The organism is Rothia sp. CCM 9418 (assembly GCF_048512825.1).
GTDB lineage: Bacteria > Actinomycetota > Actinomycetes > Actinomycetales > Micrococcaceae > Rothia.
Genome location: NZ_JBLXXX010000003.1, coordinates 1 through 19,434 on the forward strand (window position 1 = coordinate 1; position 19,434 = coordinate 19,434).

Below are 19,434 nucleotides of genomic sequence, written 5' to 3' on the forward strand. Positions count from 1 at the left end.
AAATAAGGTTGACCTAACTTTTATTCTTGTTCTCTGGCATACTGGACTCATTAGCTTTCGTTGATGACGAGAAGAAGGGGTATCTCATGGGGCGCGGTATATGTGGTGTACTTCTAAAAGTTCTACGTGCAGGAGATTATTCATGTACGGTACGTCGTATCTGGCAGCATAGCCCTAGTATGCTCGCTCTAAGAGTGAGCTCTCCAGATTTTGTTCATGAAGTCCGTCCTGCACAGGGGGAGTACCTTCGCTGTTGGTTTCCTTCTTTAGAGAATCCCCATAAAGAAGAGATGCGCGGGTACACGGTTACTAACGTTGATGAGCAAACAGGGGAGTTCACCCTCTTTTTCCTTTTACACACTCCGTATGGCCCAGGTAGTTATTGGGCTACTCACGCACAAGTTGGGGATACTTTTGAGTTCTCTTATTACGGTTCTCATCCTTTTGAGGTACCCTCTGAGACGCCTCAAGGTTTTGTGTTTATCGCTGACGCTGCAGGTATCCCTTATATCAATGCTGTAGTTGAACGTTTAGAGGGACGTTTCCCCATACAGATTTGGTTATCTCGCTGGCATGAAAGTGATGAAAGTATCCCGTTATGCTCCGGAGAAAATATCACGGTACATTGGATTGAACCTACTCCAGAGGCAATGCTGGAGAAGACGAAAAGCTGGGATTGGCAAGGTTGGTTCCCTCATCTTGTTTGTGAGGCTAAAGTTCTTTTGCCCACCCGAAGATATCTTCTTAAAGAGGCTTCTGTTTCTAAAACTTTTATGCATTCTCACGCCTATTGGGTTAAAGGTCGTGCGATGGGCACTACTCGAGATATTCGAGAAGTAGAAAACTAATGTTTAAGATGTTTTTAAAAAAAGCGGTAGCCTCAAGAAAAGAGAACAGAAAATGGCTGTTCAATATTAGGCGCTAGAAGAAATAGGTTTTTATGAAAGTCGTTATTCAACGGGTACAACAAGCTAAGGTCTGTGTAGGTGGAGAACAAGTTGGTGCTATTAGCCGTCCTGGACTATTAGCGTTAGTTGGCATAACACACACGGATACCCCTGAGATTGTCAAAAAACTTGCGGAGAAAACATGGAAATTGCGTCTTCTTGAGGGTGAGAAAAGCTGCTCAGATATCGGTGCACCCATTTTAGCGGTGTCCCAATTTACCTTATATGCGGATTCTCGTCGTGGGCGACGTCCCTCTTGGTCAGCTGCTGCTGGTCAAGAAATTGCAGAACCTCTATTTAATAGCTACGTCCAACATCTCAAAGATTTAGGAGCGGAAGTCTCTGAAGGAATTTTTGGTGCTGATATGCAAGTTAGTCTCATTAACGATGGGCCAGTAACAATCATTCTTGATAGTGATGAGCTATAAAATTCTTTGTGCGACGAAGGACAAGGGTAGGATAGCAACGTGACAGATTCTCTTTTTACCCTTGATAACGATAACGAAGAACCGTCCTCTGAACCAATTCGATCTTTTACTCAGGCACCTTTAGCGGTGCGGATGCGTCCGCGCACCTTAGATGAAGTCATCGGGCAGAAACAGCTTCTTCATCAGGGTGCTCCTTTAAGAATTTTAGCTGGAGAATCGGCTGGTCCAGCTGGCCCACAATCCGTGATTTTATGGGGTCCTCCAGGCACAGGAAAAACTACTTTAGCGCATGTTATTGCTGGTGGTAGTGGACGAAAATTCGTAGAACTTTCTGCGATAACGGCTGGAGTTAAAGATGTCCGTCAGGTGATGGAACAGGCCTTACTCGATCGTGATATGTATGGAACAACTACTGTATTGTTCTTAGACGAGATTCATCGTTTCTCTAAAGCGCAACAGGATGCTTTACTTCCCGGAGTTGAAAACCGTTGGGTTGTTCTTGTTGCGGCAACAACAGAGAACCCTTCCTTTTCTATTATTTCTCCATTAGTGTCACGATCTTTAGTGCTAACTTTAGAGTCTTTACAGGATGAGGATATTCGTCAGCTATTAGTTCGAGCAGTTGAAGATTCTCGTGGTTTTGGTGGGAAAGTCCATATATCAGAACCTGCACTAGAACATTTTGTGGCCTTATCAAAAGGTGATGCTCGTAAAGCGTTAACCGCTTTAGAAGCAGCTGTAGCGGCTGCCTATGGGCAAGAAAAACTACCGAAACAAGAATCTATAGAAGAATCTGAAAACTTGGGCCCTCTCGTCGTTTCTTTAGAACACGCTGAAGAAGCACTGAATCAAGCCTCTATCCGATATGACCGTAACGGTGACCAGCACTATGACGTTATTAGCGCTTTTATCAAGTCTATTCGCGGTTCAGACGTTGATGCTGCATTACATTATCTTGCAAGGATGCTCACCGCTGGGGAAGACCCTCGTTTTATTGCTCGCCGTTTAGTTGTGCATGCTAGTGAAGATATCGGTATGGCTGACCCGACAGCGCTAACAACAGCTATTAATGCTGCGCAAGCTGTTCAGCTTGTGGGTATGCCAGAGGCTCGTCTTAACCTTGCTCAAGCAACCATTCACCTTGCAACGGCGCCTAAATCTAATGCTGTCATTGCGAGTATTTCTCAAGCCTTAACAGATGTAAAAGCTGGTAAAGGTGGCGCTGTTCCTTTACATCTTCGTGATAGCCATTATCCTGGTGCAGCTCAAATGGGGCACGGTCGTGATTATATTTATCCCCATCATGTTCCTTTTGGTGTGGCTGAACAACAATATTTACCGGATGATTTATTAGGCAGAAAATATTATCACCCCACAGAGTACGGCGCAGAAAAGAATATTGCTAGTCGTTTGAGAGCTATTGCAAAAATTTTGCGGGGGTCTTCAGTTCGTGAATCCTCACGAAAAAACCATGAAAAATAGGTGTGAGAAAATACACCTAAGATGTGTAGGTGTTCATAGACATGTACGGTAAGGTAGAACCGTGGTTGGCAAGCCTATCTAAAACGCACATTTCGATGTGATCACCAAATAGGTTGCAGTGTCTGAAGTGCGGCTGCTTCACACTCTCCACCGCACAAAATCGTGTGCGGATATTTTGGAGGCCAATCCATCAGAATAAATGGTCGGCACACTAGCTGTTTTGTGTGCTACCAACCGCTATGAAAGGTAAATTGTGGCTAAAAATAACCGCACCCGCCGTACCGTGCGTCATTCTCGTGCTCTTGGTATTGCGCTGACTCCTAAGGCAGAAAAGTACTTCGAACGTCGTCCTTACAGCCCTGGTCAGCATGGTCGTAACCGTCGTAAGGCTGACTCCAACTATGCAATCCACCTTCGCGAGAAGCAGCGTCTACGCGCTCAGTACAACATTCGCGAAGCTCAGATGCGTCGCGTATACCTCGAAGCTAAGCGCGTTGAAGGTCAGACCGGTAAGAACATGGTTGAGATTCTTGAAACTCGCCTTGACGCACTTGTTTTGCGTTCCGGTTTTGCACGCACCATTGCTCAGGCACGTCAGCTTGTTGTTCACCGTCACATTATGGTTGACGGCGTTCGTGTTGACCGTCCTTCCTTCCGCGTGAAGCCAGGTCAGCTCATCCACGTTCACCCTAAATCTGAGAAGATGGCTCCTTTCCAGGTAGCTGCTACCGGTGCACATAAAGATGTTCTGCCTGATACTCCGGCGTACCTCAACGTTGAGATTGAGAAGCTCCACGCTAAACTCGATCGTTTGCCTAAGCGCGAAGAGATTCCGGTCACCTGCGAAGAGCAGCTTGTCGTTGAATACTACTCACGTTTGGCATAGAACATACGTTCGTTCAGCCCGTGCTTCTTCCATCATTGGAAGAGGGCACGGGTTGTCCGTTTTAAATACGTCAGTTTTTGATGTAATCGTCGTTTTCTGAAGTTAACGTGTGCTCCTAAAAAGATGAGAAAACACGATAACCTGAAAATAAATCGTCTGTATCTTATTCCATGCAGTAGTATTGTTATCAATTCGTGTTCTTAATTTCTGATATTGAGGCGCAGACTGTACACACTAGGAAAGAAGGATCTATGAGCGGTGGAGACATTGCCGGGCTTATTGCTGCGGCAGTATTTGCAATACTTGTAGCGCTTCTAGCCTTACCTATTATTAAATTGGGAAAAGTTTTTGACGAACTGGTAGTAACGATTCGTTCTCTCAACGGGGAAACGACCCCCTTAATTAGAGAAGTGACAAAAACTGTTACAACCACCAATACCCAATTAGAAAAAGTGGACGATATTACGAATAACGTTTCTGATGCCTCAGCAAACGTATCTGCTCTTTCCTCATTAGTTACCTCAACTGTTGGGCAACCTCTTATTAAGGTTGCTTCCTTCTCCTACGGTGTACGTAAAGCTATGCGAGCAGATAAGCAAGGCACCGCATCTGCAACACCTAAGGAGCGTCCATAATGGGGTTCTGGAAGAGTGCAGCTCTACTAGCTGGTGGTGCAGTTGCTGGGTATCTGGCGCAACGTATTAATCAAACAACAGATGTGAGCCAAGCGTTGATTCGCCGAACTTCATCAGAGTTATCTTCAGTTTCTGGACGGAAGGCTCAAGTGTCCCGATTCTTTGATTCTCCGTGGGGTCAGCCTCTTCAAAAAGTCGCCCTAAAAGCAACTCAATTTGCTGCTCAAGTAAAAAGTGGGATGGAAGAGCGCGAAGCTCAGCTGAAACAAAAGTTTCAGGAGCAAAAGAATGAGGCTCGTCCAGGCTCCTTAGATTCTTGGGCGGTAGCAGAGAATTCTGATAACACTGAACTAATACCACATTCTACGAGTTCTTCATTCTCCGGCACGGAACGCAGGGTCTACCGTGACCGTCAGTTAGGTGAAGACTTTTTCGAAGGTCATTCTTCTAGCGAGACTTAGAGCATATTGGGTGTAGTAGCCTTTTATATATTTTTTAGAACATTTATTCATCATTTATTCATCATCATAGGTTAGGAATATAGCTTCATGCTTTCACAGGAAATATCAAAGCGATGGCTTGAATTCTTTAAAGAACGCGGTCACACAGTCGTTCCCTCCGCCTCGCTTGTTTCCAACGAGCCAGGTGCAATGTTTACCATCGCCGGTATGGTTCCTTTTATTCCTTATTTCTTGGGCCGTGAAGTTCCTCCTTATCGCCGAGCAACTTCCGTGCAGAAATGTATTCGCACCCTTGACATCGAAGAAGTAGGTAAAACAGCTCGCCACGGAACGTTCTTCCAGATGGCTGGCAACTTTTCTTTCGGTGATTACTTCAAAAAAGAGGTAATCCCTTGGGCATGGGAGCTACTGACAACATCTGTTGATCAGGGCGGTTTTGGACTTGAGCCAGAACGTCTTTGGGTTACCGTTTACGAAGGCGATGATGAAGCCTACGAGCTATGGACGAAGACCGTCGGTTTACCTGCTGAACGTGTTCAGCGTATGGGCATGAAAGAAAACTATTGGTCTACTGGTCAGCCTGGTCCTGCGGGCCCTGACTCTGAGATTTTCTATGATCGTGGACCTGCCTATGGTAAAGATGGTGGTCCAGCTGTTGATGATGACCGCTATATTGAAATCTGGAACCTTGTGTTCATGCAATACCAGCGTGGTGAAGGTACCGGAAAAGATAGCTTTGAGATTCTTGGAGACTTGCCTGAGAAGAATATCGATACCGGGCTAGGCGTAGAGCGTCTTGCAATGTTATTGCAAGGTGTTGAAAACTTCTATGAGACAGATCAGGTTCGTCCCGTACTTGATGCAGCTGCAAAACTATCTGGTAAGACTTATCACGGCTCTGAAACAGCTCAGGATGAAGGCTACGAAGACGATGTACGTATGCGTGTTGTCGCAGACCATATCCGTTCTTCACTGATGCTCATTGCTGACGGTGTGACTCCCTCTAACGAAGGTCGCGGATATATTCTTCGCCGTCTGATGCGTCGCGCTATTCGAGCGATGCGATTGTTAGGGGTAACTGAGCCATGCCTGCCCGTATTGTTCCCTGCTTCTCGTGATGCCATGGGTGGAGCGTTCCCGATTGTTGTTGAAGACTTCGAACGTATTTCACGTATTGCGTATGCAGAAGAAAAGGCATTCTTAAGAACTATCGAATCCGGTACTGAGCGCCTCGAAGAAGCCGTTAAGGAAGCTAAAAAAGGTAGCTCTATCGTCTCTGGTACTGAAGCTTTCACCTTGCACGATACTTATGGTTTCCCCATTGACTTGACGTTGGAGATGGCTGAAGAAGCCGGCGTGAAAGTCGACGAAAAAGCTTTCCGCGAGCTCATGGAAGAGCAACGTACTCGTGCACAAAAAGACGCGAAAGCGAAAAAAGGCGCTTTCGCAGATCTTTCTGCATTGCGTGAGCTTGCTAATGAACGTGGCTCTGTCTTCACTGGTTATGAAGAACTTAAAACACCAACTGTTCTACGTGCTATTTTGGTCAATGGCATGACTGTTCCGGCTGCTCATGCAGGGGACCGTATCGAAGTTGTTTTGGACGAAACTCCTTTCTATGCTGAAGCTGGTGGTCAGGCGGCCGATACCGGATACATCAGCGGTAACGGTTTTGTGATTGACGTTGAAGACGTGCAACAACCTGTTAAAGGTTTGAGTGTGCACCGTGGCGTAGTCCGTGAAGGTGAGGCTCTTGCCGGTGCTGAAGTAGTTGCACAGGTTAACGAACGTCGTCGTCGTGATGGCGAAAAAGCTCACTCTGGTACGCATATTGTGCATGCAGCGCTACACCAAGTATTAGGTCATGAAGCAACTCAACGTGGATCGTTCAATAAAGAAGACTATTTGCGTTTTGATTTCGCATGGGGCGAAGGGCTCTCCGAATCTGTACAACGTGAAATTGAAGAAGTTGCTAACACCGCAATTCGTGATAATTTGCAGACTGTTACACAAGAGATGCCGCTAGATGAGGCAAAGAAACTCGGTGCGATGAGTCTCTTTGGAGAAAAATACGGTGACACCGTACGTGTTGTTGAAATTGGTGGAGATTTCTCCCGTGAACTTTGTGGAGGAACCCACGTATCATCCTCTGCAGAGATTGGTTCTTTGACATTGCTTTCAGAACAGTCTGTTGGTTCTGGTAACCGTCGTGTTGAAGCGCTTGTCGGATATAGCTCCTTTAACCATTTGGCAACAGAACGTACTCTTGTTAACCAGCTGACAGGCATGATGAAAGTACAATCTTCTGCTGAACTTCCAGAACGTCTTTCTCAGACCCTGACAAAGCTTAAGAACGTGGAAAAAGAGCTCGAGAAACTTCGTATTGAAAAACTTCAAGCTGAAGCCGGAAAACTTGTTGCCTCAGCAGAACTCATCGGACAAATCCGAGCTCTTGTTCATAATGCTGGTGAACTATCAGTGAATGAGTTACGTAATCTTGCAATGGATTTGCGTCAACGTCTAGGCTCAGAGCCTGCTGTTGTTGCAGTAACAGCTGTTAATAATGGTCGCCCGGTTGTTCTCGTAGCAACTAACGAAGGTGCTCGTGAACACGGCGTTAAAGCTGGAGCTTTGGTTCGTGTTGCTGCAGGTGTCCTCGGCGGTGGCGGTGGCGGTAAAGACGACATGGCTCAAGGTGGCGGACAAGACCCAACTAAGGTTGATGATGCACTCACAGCTATTCGTTCTGAACTTGCGAAAGTCAGTGCTTAACATATGACTTTTACACCAGGAGTGCGCATGGGAGTCGACGTGGGTAATGCTCGCGTCGGACTCTCCCTCTGCGATAGAGATGGAATTCTAGCGACACCGCTCAAGACTTTACGTCGAGACCTTAAAAAGAACTCTGATCGTAGAGTCCTGCGCACCCTGGTGAAAGTCCACGAAGTAACAGAAATTTTCGTGGGTTTACCTAAGACCATGAGCGGTGGAGAATCATCGTCAACGCTTATGGCTCGTTCTTATGCTCAAGATTTGGTCACTGAGCTTATAGCAGAAGGGTGCTCCATCCCCGTATGGTTAGTGGATGAGCGTTTAACGACGGTTAGTGCTCATCGTACTTTGCATGAGGCTGGAGTATCTTCACGAGATTTTAAGACAATGGTGGATCAGGTAGCTGCAGTCAATATTTTGCAGTATTGCCTAGACACGCTAAAAGCAGGCAACCATGTTGCTGGTTTTTTAGTGGAGCCTCAGACAATAGAATGTGTTGAGGAAATTTCCTCAATAGCACAGACGAAAAACGATATGGAGAACTTGAGTGAGCAATAAAACGAACTCGAGCCGATCGCCGAAACGTTCAGTTCACCGTGATGAGCCAGAGAACCTCAAGATGATTTTGAGTCCCTCTGAAGAAGATGAACGTGAGGGTATCCTCGGTTTAGTTGTTGAGCATGATCTGCTCACTCCTGAACAACGACGTAAAATTCGTCTCCGTAGGCGTAATACTATGCTCAGCGCGGGGCTTGTTTTTACTATTGCGGTAGTCATGATTATTGCAATTATTAGCCCTCAGCTAGGGTGGTTTAAACGCAAAGATTTTAGTGGTAGTGGTAATGGGACAAGCGTGAGCTTCACAGTTGCTCCGGGTGCTTCCACCATTGGTGTTGCAAACCAGCTAGAAAAGATGGGCGTTATTGCGGATGCAGATCGTTTCCTTTCCGTCTATAGCGATATGGGGGAGAAAAAGTATATTCAGCCTGGTGAGTATAACCTTCAAGAAGAGATGAGTAGCCAATCTGCACTAGACATTCTTTTACGTTTGCATGAGACAAATCAGGTGTATATTGCTTTAGCTCAGACTCTTCGTATTGGAGAGTCTCTGGATATCATTGCTCAAGCTACTGGTGTTTCTCGAGATGAGCTCGACAAATTTAATAAGAATCCTCAAAGTCTTGGTGTTCCTGCTAATTTCCCTTCTCTAGAAGGTTGGATGCATCCTGGTGAATATCGTTTTGATCAGGGAACAGATATCAAAGATATTATGCAGAGTATTGTCAATGAGACGAAGAAAGCGTTATCTGATGCTGGTGTTAAGAGCGATGAGAAAGCCTTCTATGTTTTGACGGTAGCTTCTATTGTTGAGGCTGAAGGTGTTACCCCCGATTACAAAGCTATTGCTGGGGCGATTGAAAACCGTATTAACCACCCTGATGGGGAAACTAGCGGGTACATTCAGTCTGACGCTACGGTTGCTTATGGTCTAGGAAAGAAGACCGTTCATATTACAAATGAGCAGAAGCAAGATCCGTCAAATAAATATAATACGTTCTATTATAAGGGACTTCCTGCAGGCCCTATCGGTTCACCAGGCACTAACGCTATCGACGCCGCCGCAAACCCCGATAAGAATGACTACTATTTCTGGGTGACTGTCAATCTTGATACTGGCGAAACGAAGTTTGCTAAGACCTACAGTGAACATCTTAAGAACGTTGAAGAATACGATAGATGGTGTCGTAATCATGCTGGTAAATGCACCTAAGATAGGTGGTTTAATGAATGCTCGGAAGAAAGCTTTTGTTTTAGGTGATCCTATTGAACATTCGCTTTCTCCGAGCCTTCATCAGGTTGCATATGAGCATCTGGGATATGAGATTGATTATTTTCGTTGGAGAACATCCATTGAAGAACTTCCAGAACGGTTTTTACCTGCTCTAACCGAAAATGTGGTTGGCTATTCTGTGACAATGCCACTTAAGAATGCTGTCGTTGAAAGTCTTCATGAGCTTACTGATTTTGCGAAGATTCTCGGCGTTGTTAATACTGTGTATTGGCACGGTGAGGGCTCTTCTCGACAGTCTATTGGTCATAATACGGATGTTTCTGGAATCGTCAATGCGCTTGATTATGCTGGTGTTCGTGAATCAACGAACTCGCCCAGAGCTATTCTTGGTGGGGGAGGAACCGCTACTTCTGCGCTGATGGCATTAGCATTTTTAGGTTCTATTGACGTAGATCTTTATGTACGTTCTGTGCAGAGAGCCTCGACAGTCCTTCGTTTAGCGCAGAAGCTGGGAATACGTCTTAACGTTTGCCATTTTGAGGATTTTGCTTCACGGCATCCGATGTATGAGGCTGTTATCTCTACTTTGCCTGCTGGTGTGGCCGACCAATTTGCCCCCGCCTTGAAGTCTTCTCTTAGCGGTGTTCTTTTAGACGTCAGTTACAATCCGTGGCCTTCTACTATTGCTTCGTATTGGGAGAAAGCTGGTGGCGTCATCGTCTCTGGTTTAGATATGCTGATGTATCAGGCCATCGACCAAGTGAAGCTTTTTACGGGACATTCTTTAGAAGACACGTTGCCTGAACAGCTTGAGATGATGAATGCAATGTGTGCTGCTATTGGTTTGTTACCGCGAAAACAGTTACCCGTGAACGTTTATTCTATTGAGCATCTTGGCTCGTGCCGTTAACACAATTTTTCATGTGAAGACATCAAAAATTTTATTCGGTTTATTTTCTGGGTACTCTAGTGTCTAGAGAAGAACTTTTGGTTATCACACTACATATGTAAAGGAAGTCAGAGCATGTTGCGTTGGCTCACAGCCGGTGAATCTCACGGTGAAGCTCTTGTCGGTATTATTGAGGGCGTGCCCGCAGGTGTAGAACTTACCTCGCAGATGGTACGTGATGCTTTAGCTCGACGTCGTCTAGGTTATGGGCGTGGGGCACGTATGAAGTTTGAAGAGGATCAGGTTCGCATTTTAGGCGGTGTCCGTCATGGTAAAACACTGGGTGGTCCTGTTGCCTTAGAAATTGCGAATACAGAATGGCCCAAATGGGTTGATGTCATGAGTGCTGACCCCGTAAATCCTGAGGTACTTGAAGGGCGTGCCCGCAACGCACCGTTGACTCGCCCTCGACCTGGGCATGCCGATTTTACGGGGATGCAGAAATATCATTTTGACGAAGCACGCCCTGTTTTAGAAAGGGCTTCTGCACGTGAAACCGCAACACGTGTTGCTCTTGGTGTTGTTGCTTCTCAGCTTCTTAAAGCTTTAGGCATACAGCTCGTAAGCCATACGACGGCAATTGCTGATGTGTGCACTCCGGAGGAAGCACCTCGTCCGCGTCCATCTGATGTCGCGACACTTGACGCTGACCCATTACGTTGCTTTGATTCAGCCACTTCTGTGGCAATGGTTCAGGCCGTCGATACCGCTCATAAAGATGGTGAGACTCTTGGCGGTGTCGTTGAGGTGCTTGCGTATGGTCTTCCTCCAGGGCTTGGTTCTTATGTTCATTGGGATCGTCGTCTTGATGCGCGTCTTGCTGCAGCGTTAATGGGCATTCAAGCCATTAAGGGTGTTGAAGTGGGAGATGGGTTCTTAACTGCTTCTCGTCCAGGAACTCGAGCACATGACGAGATAAGTGTGAACACTCATGGTGTTACTCGTGATTCGAATCGTGCCGGAGGTATTGAAGGTGGCATGAGCATCGGAGATCTTCTGCGAGTTCGTGCTGCAATGAAGCCAATTGCCACCGTGCCTAAGGCTTTGAAAACTATTGATACTTCTACTGGTGAAGTGGCCAAAGCTCATCATCAACGCTCAGATGTATGTGCGGTACCCGCCGCTGGTGTTGTTGCGGAGGCGATGGTTGCGCTAGTTCTTGCTGAAGCTGCTTTAGAGAAATTTGGTGGGGACTCTGTTCCTGAGACTCGACGGAATATGGATGCTTATCTTGCTGCTATTCCGGAGTCTTTGAGCTGGGAGTCTAATGTTGCTGGTTGGGATAGCTAGACGCTCATGTCATCTCAGCATCTTCCTCGAGAACGTGTAAGTATTTCATCGCCAGATCCTCAGCATGTACGTGAAGTTCAAGAAGAGTTCTTAGATCGTCGTCGTCCGGTGGTTTTTATTGGACCGATGGCTGCTGGCAAGTCTTATATAGGGATGCATTGCGCTCGTTTTTATGGGTATCAGTTTTTGGATGCCGATCAGCTAATTACGGAACAATATGGTTCAATACCAGAGATATTTGACACTTTGGGTGAAGAATATTTTCGTAAAGTTGAGAGTGAAACAATTTTTCAGGTTCTTGAGTCTCCGCAATATCGCAATAGTATTTTTTCGTTAGGCGGGGGCGCTCCAATGAGTGATCAGGTTGCACAGAAACTCAAAAATGAATGTGTCATTTATCTGAAAGTCGATGCTGACACTGTTCGCCCACGAATCTTGGGGAATAAGACACGACCTCTTTTACAGGGGGATCCTATCCAGCGGTGGAATGAGATTTTTCAATTACGTAAAGAACGTTATGAGCAGTTAGCAAGCTATACGTTAGATGTTCGGGGGTCTCGTCCTGTTTCAGAGATTGCTGCAGAAGTCCAACAATTTATTTTATGTACTCGTGGGGGAGTAACAGCATGAGCAATAATATGGAACCAACCGTTATTTCGGTGACGGGAGATAGCCCGCAAGAAAACTATGATGTTTTTGTAGGACATCACCTTTTATCCCAGCTTCCTACTATTCTAGGTGCTCAAACTCGTCGTGTGTTGATGATTTATCCGAGGGCTTTGCGTTCTACCGGTGAACTGGTCATGGAAGATTTACGTTCAGCTGGTTACGACTCTTTTAGTGCGGAGATTCCTGATGCAGAAGAGGGAAAACATCTTCAAGTAGCAGGTTTCTGCTGGCAGGTGCTAGGGAAGAATGATTTTACTCGTTCTGATGCAATTATCTCTATTGGTGGCGGAGCAGTCAGCGATGTGGCAGGTTTTGTGGCCTCCACTTGGTTGCGTGGTGTGAAGGTTGTTCATATCCCTACGACTTTATTAGGTATGGTAGATGCTGCCATCGGGGGAAAAACAGCTATTAACACGGCTGAGGGAAAAAATCTGGTCGGTACGTTCTATCCTCCGGCAGCTGTTTTATGCGAGTTAGGAACGTTACGGACTTTGCCCGTTCACGAATTATTGACGGGTTTAGCAGAGGTCATTAAATGTGGGTTTATTGCTGATCCTGAGATTCTCGATATTGTTGAAGGCAATCCTGATGCTTTACGGGATTCTCAGTCTGTAGTGATTCGTGATCTTATTGAACGTTCTATTCGTGTCAAAGCTCGTATTGTTTCTGAGGATTTAAAGGAGTCTGGTCTTCGAGAATTCCTGAATTATGGGCATACTTTTGGGCATGCTATTGAGCGGGTTGAACGTTATCAGTGGCGTCATGGTGCGGCAGTTGCGGTCGGTATGGTTTTTGCTGCTGAGTTATCTTTGGCTGCAGGGTATGTTGATGAGTCAGTGGTAGAGCGTACTCGTCGCATTTGTCAGTCGGTGGGTCTTCCGGTGAGTTATCGTGGGGACCGTTGGCAACAGCTGATTGAGTCGATGCGTCGTGACAAAAAGGCGCGCGGAAATTTGCTTCGTTTCGTCCTTCTTGAGGGGTATGGTTCACCTCGTATTTATGAGGTTCCTGACGATTCATTATTGTTTGCGACGTATCAAGAGATTTCTTCTACCTCGTAGGCTTTATAGACCCTCATCTATATGATGAAGGCTGTGTGTTCTGGCACAGGGGAGCATCTATTTTATGTTTCTTCGTCCAATACAGCTGTCTTTATCTCGTTGAAGCGTTACAATGGCTAAGAATCATTTGATTATTGATAATTCCCATATATTTGAAGGAGAGTCGGTTGGCTACTACCGCTGACATTAAGAACGGCGTTGTACTTAAGATTGATGGTAACCTCTGGTCGGTTATCGAATTCCAGCACGTCAAGCCAGGAAAAGGTGGAGCGTTCGTTCGTACCAAGTTGCGTAATGTAACCTCCGGCAAAGTTGTCGATCGTACGTTTAACGCTGGCGCAAAGGTCGATACTGCTACTGTTGATCGTTCTGATTATCAGTATCTCTATCAAGACGGTGATGATTACGTTTTCATGGACGTAAAAACTTACGATCAGATTAACGTTCCTCAGGTTGTTGTTGGTGACGCAGCAAATTATCTTCTTGAGTCTCAGGTTGCTACTATCGCGATGCATGAGGGTGAGCCACTATACATTGAGCTTCCTGCATCTGTTGTTCTTGAGATTACGTACACTGAGCCGGGCCTTCAAGGTGACCGTTCTACAGGTGGAACGAAACCTGCAACAGTTGAGACTGGTGCTCAGATTCAGGTTCCACTCTTCTTAGAGACTGGTACTAAAGTTAAGGTTGATACTCGTACTGGTGAGTATCTTGGTCGTGTAAACGACTAGAAGAACAGGGCATAAAATACGTGAATTCACGAACTAAAGCTCGATTGAGAGCAGTTGAAGTTCTTTTTGAAGCTGAGCAACGAGATGATGAGATTCTAGACGTATTGACTCGTCGTCGTTTACATACTTCCGCGCAGATTTCTACGTACTCTGAGCAGATTGTGCGCGGTGTACAAGAACATGACGAAGAGATTCGTGAGTATATCGAAACGTACTCTCAGGACTGGACCATGGACCGTATGCCTAGCGTAGATCGTATTCTTTTGCGTATCGGCGCATGGGAACTTATCTATAATGATGAGGTTCCAGATCTTGTTGCTATTTCAGAAGCAACGGGACTGGCTCGGGTGCTTTCGACTAACGATTCACCTAAATTCATCAATGGTCTTTTGGAGCGGTTGCGTCAAGTTAAACCTACGCTTCTTGCATAAAAGTATCTTTCAACGGTGGGGTGGCTACACTATGTGGCCACCCCACCGTTTTATGCGTGGTGACGTGCTGATTTACCGGATAACTTCATCGTTTTTCTCAAAAACTTTTCTCAAAACATCTCTTCTTGCAGCTTTGCCAAGATAAAACATGATAGATTGCTCCATAAAGCAAGCAACCTTTAAGTCCGTCCCGTGAGGCGGGGAAGGAGGCCGGCAGATGAGTGAATTCTACCCAGCGATGGGTCGTACCATTCTTAACGAAGCCGATATTAACCGTGCCTTGACACGTATTGCTCACGAAATCCTTGAAGGAAATCGTGGTGCAGAAAATCTTGTCCTTGTGGGGATTCAGCGCAAGGGCGCACCATTAGCGCAACGCTTAGCAGAAAAGATTGCGCGCACTGATTCGTCTTTTAATCCTCAGCTATGCCTCGGTCAATTAGATATTACAAAATACCGAGATGATCTCAATTCAAAACCTGAGAAGACTCCTTTACCGACGGTCCTACCCGAATCTGGTATTGATGGAAAGAATCTTGTCCTAGTTGACGACGTCTTATACTCCGGTAGAACTATTCGAGCAGGTCTAGACGCTCTCAAAGACTACGGGCGTCCGGCATGTGTGCGTCTAGCTGTTCTGGTGGATAGGGGACACCGTGAGCTACCTATTCGTGCAGATCATGTTGGCAAAAATTTACCAACCTCGTCTGAAGAACTCGTTCGTGTGTATCTCGAAGAAATTGATGGTTGCACCGACCGTGTTGAGATTTTGCACCCTAACAGCGGAGAATAAGAAACCATGCGTCATTTATTAGACACCAAAGAATTAACTCGCGAAGAGGCGATTAGTATTCTCGATACCGCCGATTATATGGCAGAAATTGGTCGTCAGGAGGTGAAAAAATTTCCTGTTTTACAAGGACGTACTGTGGTGAACCTCTTTTTTGAGGACTCTACTCGCACTCGGCTTTCTTTCGAAACAGCCGAAAAACGTCTTGGCGCAGACATCATTAATTTTGCTGCTAAAGGTTCTTCTGTCTCTAAAGGTGAATCCCTTAAAGACACTGCTCAGACATTAGCCGCAATTAATGCTGATGCGTTTGTGATTCGTCATAGCGCATCAGGGGCACCTCAGCGTTTGGCAGAAGCAGGTTGGACAGATGTACCAGTTCTCAACGCTGGCGACGGCACACACGCTCACCCAACACAAGCCCTTCTTGATGCGATGACACTTCGACAGTTTCAGTATCAGCTATCAGGTATCCCCACTCGAGGTGCTGCACTTGAGGGAATGCGTGTCGCTATTGTTGGCGATATCCTTCACTCTCGTGTTGCTCGTTCAAACCTCTGGCTTCTACACACATTAGGAGCAGAGGTTATTTTTATAGCACCACCTACTCTTTTACCTCATGATATTGATCATTGGCCAGTTCAGGTGTACTACAACTTTAATCAGGCCTTAGCGCATGGTGTTGATGCGGTAATGCTACTTCGTATTCAAAAAGAACGTATGAATGCTGCGTTCTTCCCTAGCGTTGAAGAATACGCCCGATTATGGGGGCTTACCCCTGAACGTTTCAAAGCTTTAGAACGTTCGGGAGAACAGACAGCCGTTCTACATCCGGGCCCAATGAACCGCGGGCTTGAGATTAGTTCTCTTGCAGCAGATTCTTCACAATCGTGGGTTCTTCGCCAGGTCAATAACGGAGTCTCTGTGCGCATGGCGGTGCTCTATATGCTAATGACTGGCCAAGACGGTAGCGAACTTTACTCTTCAAATAACACACAGATTCACCCATAGCGAGAGAACATGACAGAAAAATATCTCATTAAAAATGTTTCTATTCTTGGTCAAGATACAGCAGATATCCTCATTGACGCAGGAAAAATTGTGCAGATAGGCACAGCTTTAACCGCTGATGACGCTCAAATAATTGAGGCACAAGGTCTCATTGCTTTGCCTGGTCTTGTCGATTTGCACACCCATTTGAGAGAACCTGGACAAGAAGATTCTGAAACGGTTGAGTCTGGAACTCAAGCGGCAGCTTTAGGCGGTTATACAGCGGTTTTTGCTATGGCAAATTCACAACCAGTAGCCGATACTGCAGGAGTTGTTGAACAAGTATATGAGCTTGGTAAAAAAGCAGGTTGGGCGCAGGTTTACCCTGTTGGCGCTGTGACTATAGGGCTCCAAGGGGAGCGTCTTTCCGCTATTGGCGCGATGGCAGATTCTCGTGCACAAGTTCGAGTTTTCTCAGACGATGGGATGTGCGTTTGGGATCCTGCACTGATGCGTCGAGCATTAGAATATGTCAAAACTTTCGATGGTGTCATTGCCCAACATGCTCAGGAGCCTCGACTAACTGAAGGCGCACAAATGAATGAGGGCAAAGTTTCGGCAGAACTTGGTTTAGCAGGATGGCCTGCTGTAGCTGAAGAATCCATTATCGCGCGGGATGTTCTTCTAGCTGAACACGTGAACTCTCGTGTTCATATCTGTCACCTTTCAACACGCGGTGCAGTAGAAATTGTACGTTGGGCTAAATCTCGCGGTGTTCAGGTGACGGCTGAAGCGACACCTCATCATTTGCTTTTGACAGAAGAACTTGTTCGGAGCTATGACCCCGTGTATAAGGTGAATCCTCCTTTGCGAACCGAAGAAGACGTTATGGCTCTTCGTCAGGCGGTTGCAGATGGAACGATTGATATTATTGGCACAGATCATGCACCACACCCAATAGAGTCTAAAGATTGCGAATGGGCTTGTGCTGCCAATGGTATGACGGGCTTAGAACAAGCATTGTCAATTGTTCAGAAAACGCTTGTTGATACTGGTCTTATTGGCTGGGAACGTGTTGCAGAAATTATGAGTTTCCGTCCGGCACATATTGGTCGCGCAGTAGAGCAGGGGCGGCCTATCGCGGTAGGTGAACCGGCGCATATTGTGCTCTACGATCCTCAAGCAACACGCGTGATTAATCCGGCAGAGCAAGCAACACGGGGCAAAAATAACCCGTATAGAGGCTTAGAACTGCCCGGCGCTGTTCGTGCAACCTTCTTTGCCGGTCACCCTACGGTTTTGGACGGAGCATTAGCAACACCTCGTGTGCAACCGGCCGAGGGGAATAGCCTCTAAACAATGTCAAAATATTTTTTCCCCACGCTCGTATGTATCGGTGTTGTTGTCTTAGCTTGCCTTTTGATGTGGCGTGGCTGGTCGGCACGTAAAAGACGTCAAGGTGAGCTAGGCCCTTTAGCGCCGGTACCAGAACGCTATGATGAGTTACCGCCTGATGCGGTTGTTTCTGGGACGTATATTGTTACAACGCTATTAGGGGATTGGTTAGCCCGCGTTGCAGTGCACACTTTAGGTGTTAAATCCCGAGCTGAGTTATTCATTTTTGATGAAGGACTTGTCTTATCCCGAGAAGGTGCACAACACCTATGGATTCCTTATCGCGATGTTATTGCAGTACGCCAAGAGTCAGGCATTAACGGAAAGTTTGTGGAAAAAGATGGTCTTCTCATCATCTCGTGGATGTTCAATAGCACTGCTGTCGATACGGGGTTTAGGCTATTGCACCCGCAAGAACAAGAAAGTATTCAAAAAGAAATTCTTCTAAGAGCACCTCAGGCGAAGGATTCTCTTCCAGCTCTTTAGCCCTCAATGATTGATGCGAATTATCGCAAAACACTATATAAGGAAGTTAGTTGATGTCTAATCTAACTCATCACCAACCGGCTCTTCTCGTATTAGAAGATGGCAATGTTTACCGTGGACAGGCGTATGGAACGGTTGGGAAGACTCTCGGTGAGGCCGTCTTTTCTACCGGTATGACCGGTTATCAAGAAACTCTCACTGACCCTTCTTACGCTGGTCAAATTGTGGTGCAGACTGCTCCTCATATTGGAAATACTGGTGTTAACGCTGTGGATGCGGAATCGCGTCAGGTTTGGGTTGCCGGATACGTTGTACGAGATGCTGCTCGACGTCCTTCAAATTGGCGTAGTGAAGGTTCTCTTGACGATTACCTTTCAGCGCAGGGAATTGTCGGCATTGAAGGTATTGATACTCGTGCCCTCACCCGTCATTTACGTTCTGCTGGGGCAATGCGTGCTGGTATTTTTTCGGGGGAGTACGCACAACGTCCGGTATCTGAGCTGTTGACGATGGTGCAAGAGTCTGAGCCGATGCAGGGACGACAGCTTGCTGAAAGCGTTTCTTCTGAACAGGCGTATACCGTTGAGCCACAAGACTTCGGGTGGGACGGCCCCATTCAAGGGGTGTTAGCAGCTCTTGACTTAGGTATTAAATCGATGACTCCCGAACAGTTCGCACGTCGTGGTGTTCGTGTTCATGTTTTACCTGCCGCATCAAGTTTTGAGGATATTCAGGCGGTCAAACCTGACGGCGTGTTCTTCTCAAATGGCCCAGGAGACCCCGCTACTGCCAACCAGCAGGTTGAACTTCTACAACAGGTTCTTCGTTCTTCTATTCCGTTCTTTGGTATTTGCTTTGGTAACCAATTGTTAGGTCGTGCCTTAGGTTTTGGTACATATAAGTTGCCTTTTGGGCATCGTGGGATTAACCAACCGGTTCTTGATAAGACAACAGGCAAAGTAGAGATTACAGCCCAAAATCATGGCTTTGCAGTGGACGCGCCTCTTGATGAGGTGGTGCTGGCTCCATGTGAGGAATTTGGTCGTGTTGAGGTTTCTCATATCGGCCTCAACGACCGTGTTGTTGAAGGATTACGTTGCTTAGATATTCCAGCCTTCTCAGTGCAGTATCATCCGGAGGCTGCGGCTGGACCACATGATGCGGCGTATCTCTTTGACCGCTTTATCGATTTGATGAAACAACACCAGAACTAGGAAACTCACAAAGGATTTTGTAGAC

20 protein-coding genes are annotated in these 19,434 nt (G+C 46.3%); all 20 read left to right on the top strand.

All coding sequences use genetic code 11. The annotated features are described in order from the left end of the window. Positions 1-86 precede the first annotated feature (86 nt). The 20 genes from ACN083_RS04575 to carA all read left to right on the top strand — a co-directional run bounded on the left by ACN083_RS04575 (position 87) and on the right by carA (position 19,409). On the top strand, positions 87-848 hold the full coding sequence (locus ACN083_RS04575) for a siderophore-interacting protein (protein ID WP_419101654.1): 762 nt from the start codon (positions 87-89) through the stop codon (positions 846-848). 92 nt (positions 849-940) lie between these two features. Then, entirely contained in the window at positions 941-1,375 is a 435-nt protein-coding gene (gene dtd, locus ACN083_RS04580; protein ID WP_419101655.1) for a D-aminoacyl-tRNA deacylase, read from the top strand. Positions 1,376-1,414: 39 nt separating this feature from the next. Next, positions 1,415-2,857, top strand: coding sequence for a replication-associated recombination protein A (locus ACN083_RS04585; RefSeq protein WP_419101656.1), 1,443 nt, complete (start codon positions 1,415-1,417; stop codon positions 2,855-2,857). Between the two features lie 253 nt (positions 2,858-3,110). Next, positions 3,111-3,743, top strand: a complete 633-nt coding sequence (gene rpsD / locus ACN083_RS04590; RefSeq protein WP_419101657.1) for a 30S ribosomal protein S4 — start codon at positions 3,111-3,113, stop codon at positions 3,741-3,743. Between the two features lie 251 nt (positions 3,744-3,994). Next, positions 3,995-4,378, top strand: coding sequence for a DUF948 domain-containing protein (locus ACN083_RS04595; protein WP_419101658.1), 384 nt, complete (start codon positions 3,995-3,997; stop codon positions 4,376-4,378). After that, entirely contained in the window at positions 4,378-4,839 is a 462-nt protein-coding gene (locus ACN083_RS04600) for a peptide chain release factor 4 (RefSeq protein WP_419101659.1), read from the top strand. Before ACN083_RS04595 ends, ACN083_RS04600 begins: the two co-directional genes overlap by 1 nt. 87 nt (positions 4,840-4,926) lie before the next feature. Further along, positions 4,927-7,611: an alanine--tRNA ligase gene (gene alaS / locus ACN083_RS04605; protein ID WP_419101660.1), complete on the top strand. Its 2,685-nt coding sequence runs from the start codon at positions 4,927-4,929 to the stop codon at positions 7,609-7,611. A gap of 3 nt (positions 7,612-7,614) precedes the next feature. Beyond that, positions 7,615-8,169, top strand: coding sequence for a Holliday junction resolvase RuvX (gene ruvX / locus ACN083_RS04610; RefSeq protein ID WP_419101661.1), 555 nt, complete (start codon positions 7,615-7,617; stop codon positions 8,167-8,169). Next, positions 8,159-9,382 carry an endolytic transglycosylase MltG gene (gene mltG, locus ACN083_RS04615; RefSeq protein WP_419101662.1) on the top strand — a complete coding sequence of 408 codons (1,224 nt, stop codon included), beginning with the start codon at positions 8,159-8,161 and terminating at the stop codon, positions 9,380-9,382. The genes ruvX and mltG overlap by 11 nt, the downstream gene beginning before the upstream one ends. A 13-nt stretch (positions 9,383-9,395) precedes the next feature. After that, on the top strand, positions 9,396-10,313 hold the full coding sequence (locus tag ACN083_RS04620; protein WP_419101663.1) for a shikimate dehydrogenase: 918 nt from the start codon (positions 9,396-9,398) through the stop codon (positions 10,311-10,313). A 114-nt stretch (positions 10,314-10,427) separates the two neighbouring features. Further along, positions 10,428-11,642, top strand: coding sequence for a chorismate synthase (gene aroC / locus ACN083_RS04625; RefSeq protein ID WP_419101664.1), 1,215 nt, complete (start codon positions 10,428-10,430; stop codon positions 11,640-11,642). A 6-nt stretch (positions 11,643-11,648) separates the two neighbouring features. Then, positions 11,649-12,272, top strand: coding sequence for a shikimate kinase (locus tag ACN083_RS04630; protein WP_419101665.1), 624 nt, complete (start codon positions 11,649-11,651; stop codon positions 12,270-12,272). Continuing rightward, the gene (aroB, locus tag ACN083_RS04635) at positions 12,269-13,372 is read left to right on the top strand and encodes a 3-dehydroquinate synthase (protein WP_419101666.1); all 1,104 of its coding nucleotides are present in this window, start codon (positions 12,269-12,271) and stop codon (positions 13,370-13,372) included. The genes ACN083_RS04630 and aroB overlap by 4 nt, the downstream gene beginning before the upstream one ends. Before the next feature lie 167 nt (positions 13,373-13,539). After that, a complete protein-coding gene (gene efp / locus ACN083_RS04640) occupies positions 13,540-14,103 on the top strand; it encodes an elongation factor P (RefSeq protein WP_419101667.1) in 564 nt (187 codons plus the stop codon). A gap of 20 nt (positions 14,104-14,123) precedes the next feature. Then, the gene (nusB, locus tag ACN083_RS04645) at positions 14,124-14,534 is read left to right on the top strand and encodes a transcription antitermination factor NusB (protein ID WP_419101668.1); all 411 of its coding nucleotides are present in this window, start codon (positions 14,124-14,126) and stop codon (positions 14,532-14,534) included. A 217-nt stretch (positions 14,535-14,751) separates the two neighbouring features. Beyond that, entirely contained in the window at positions 14,752-15,327 is a 576-nt protein-coding gene (gene pyrR / locus ACN083_RS04650) for a bifunctional pyr operon transcriptional regulator/uracil phosphoribosyltransferase PyrR (RefSeq protein WP_419101669.1), read from the top strand. A 6-nt stretch (positions 15,328-15,333) separates the two neighbouring features. Then, on the top strand, positions 15,334-16,335 hold the full coding sequence (locus ACN083_RS04655) for an aspartate carbamoyltransferase catalytic subunit (protein WP_419101670.1): 1,002 nt from the start codon (positions 15,334-15,336) through the stop codon (positions 16,333-16,335). A gap of 9 nt (positions 16,336-16,344) precedes the next feature. Then, a complete protein-coding gene (locus ACN083_RS04660) occupies positions 16,345-17,670 on the top strand; it encodes a dihydroorotase (protein ID WP_419101671.1) in 1,326 nt (441 codons plus the stop codon). 3 nt (positions 17,671-17,673) lie between these two features. Next, positions 17,674-18,195: a hypothetical protein gene (locus ACN083_RS04665; protein ID WP_419101672.1), complete on the top strand. Its 522-nt coding sequence runs from the start codon at positions 17,674-17,676 to the stop codon at positions 18,193-18,195. A gap of 53 nt (positions 18,196-18,248) precedes the next feature. Further along, positions 18,249-19,409 carry a glutamine-hydrolyzing carbamoyl-phosphate synthase small subunit gene (carA, locus tag ACN083_RS04670; protein ID WP_419101673.1) on the top strand — a complete coding sequence of 387 codons (1,161 nt, stop codon included), beginning with the start codon at positions 18,249-18,251 and terminating at the stop codon, positions 19,407-19,409. The last annotated feature ends 25 nt before the right edge of the window (positions 19,410-19,434 follow it).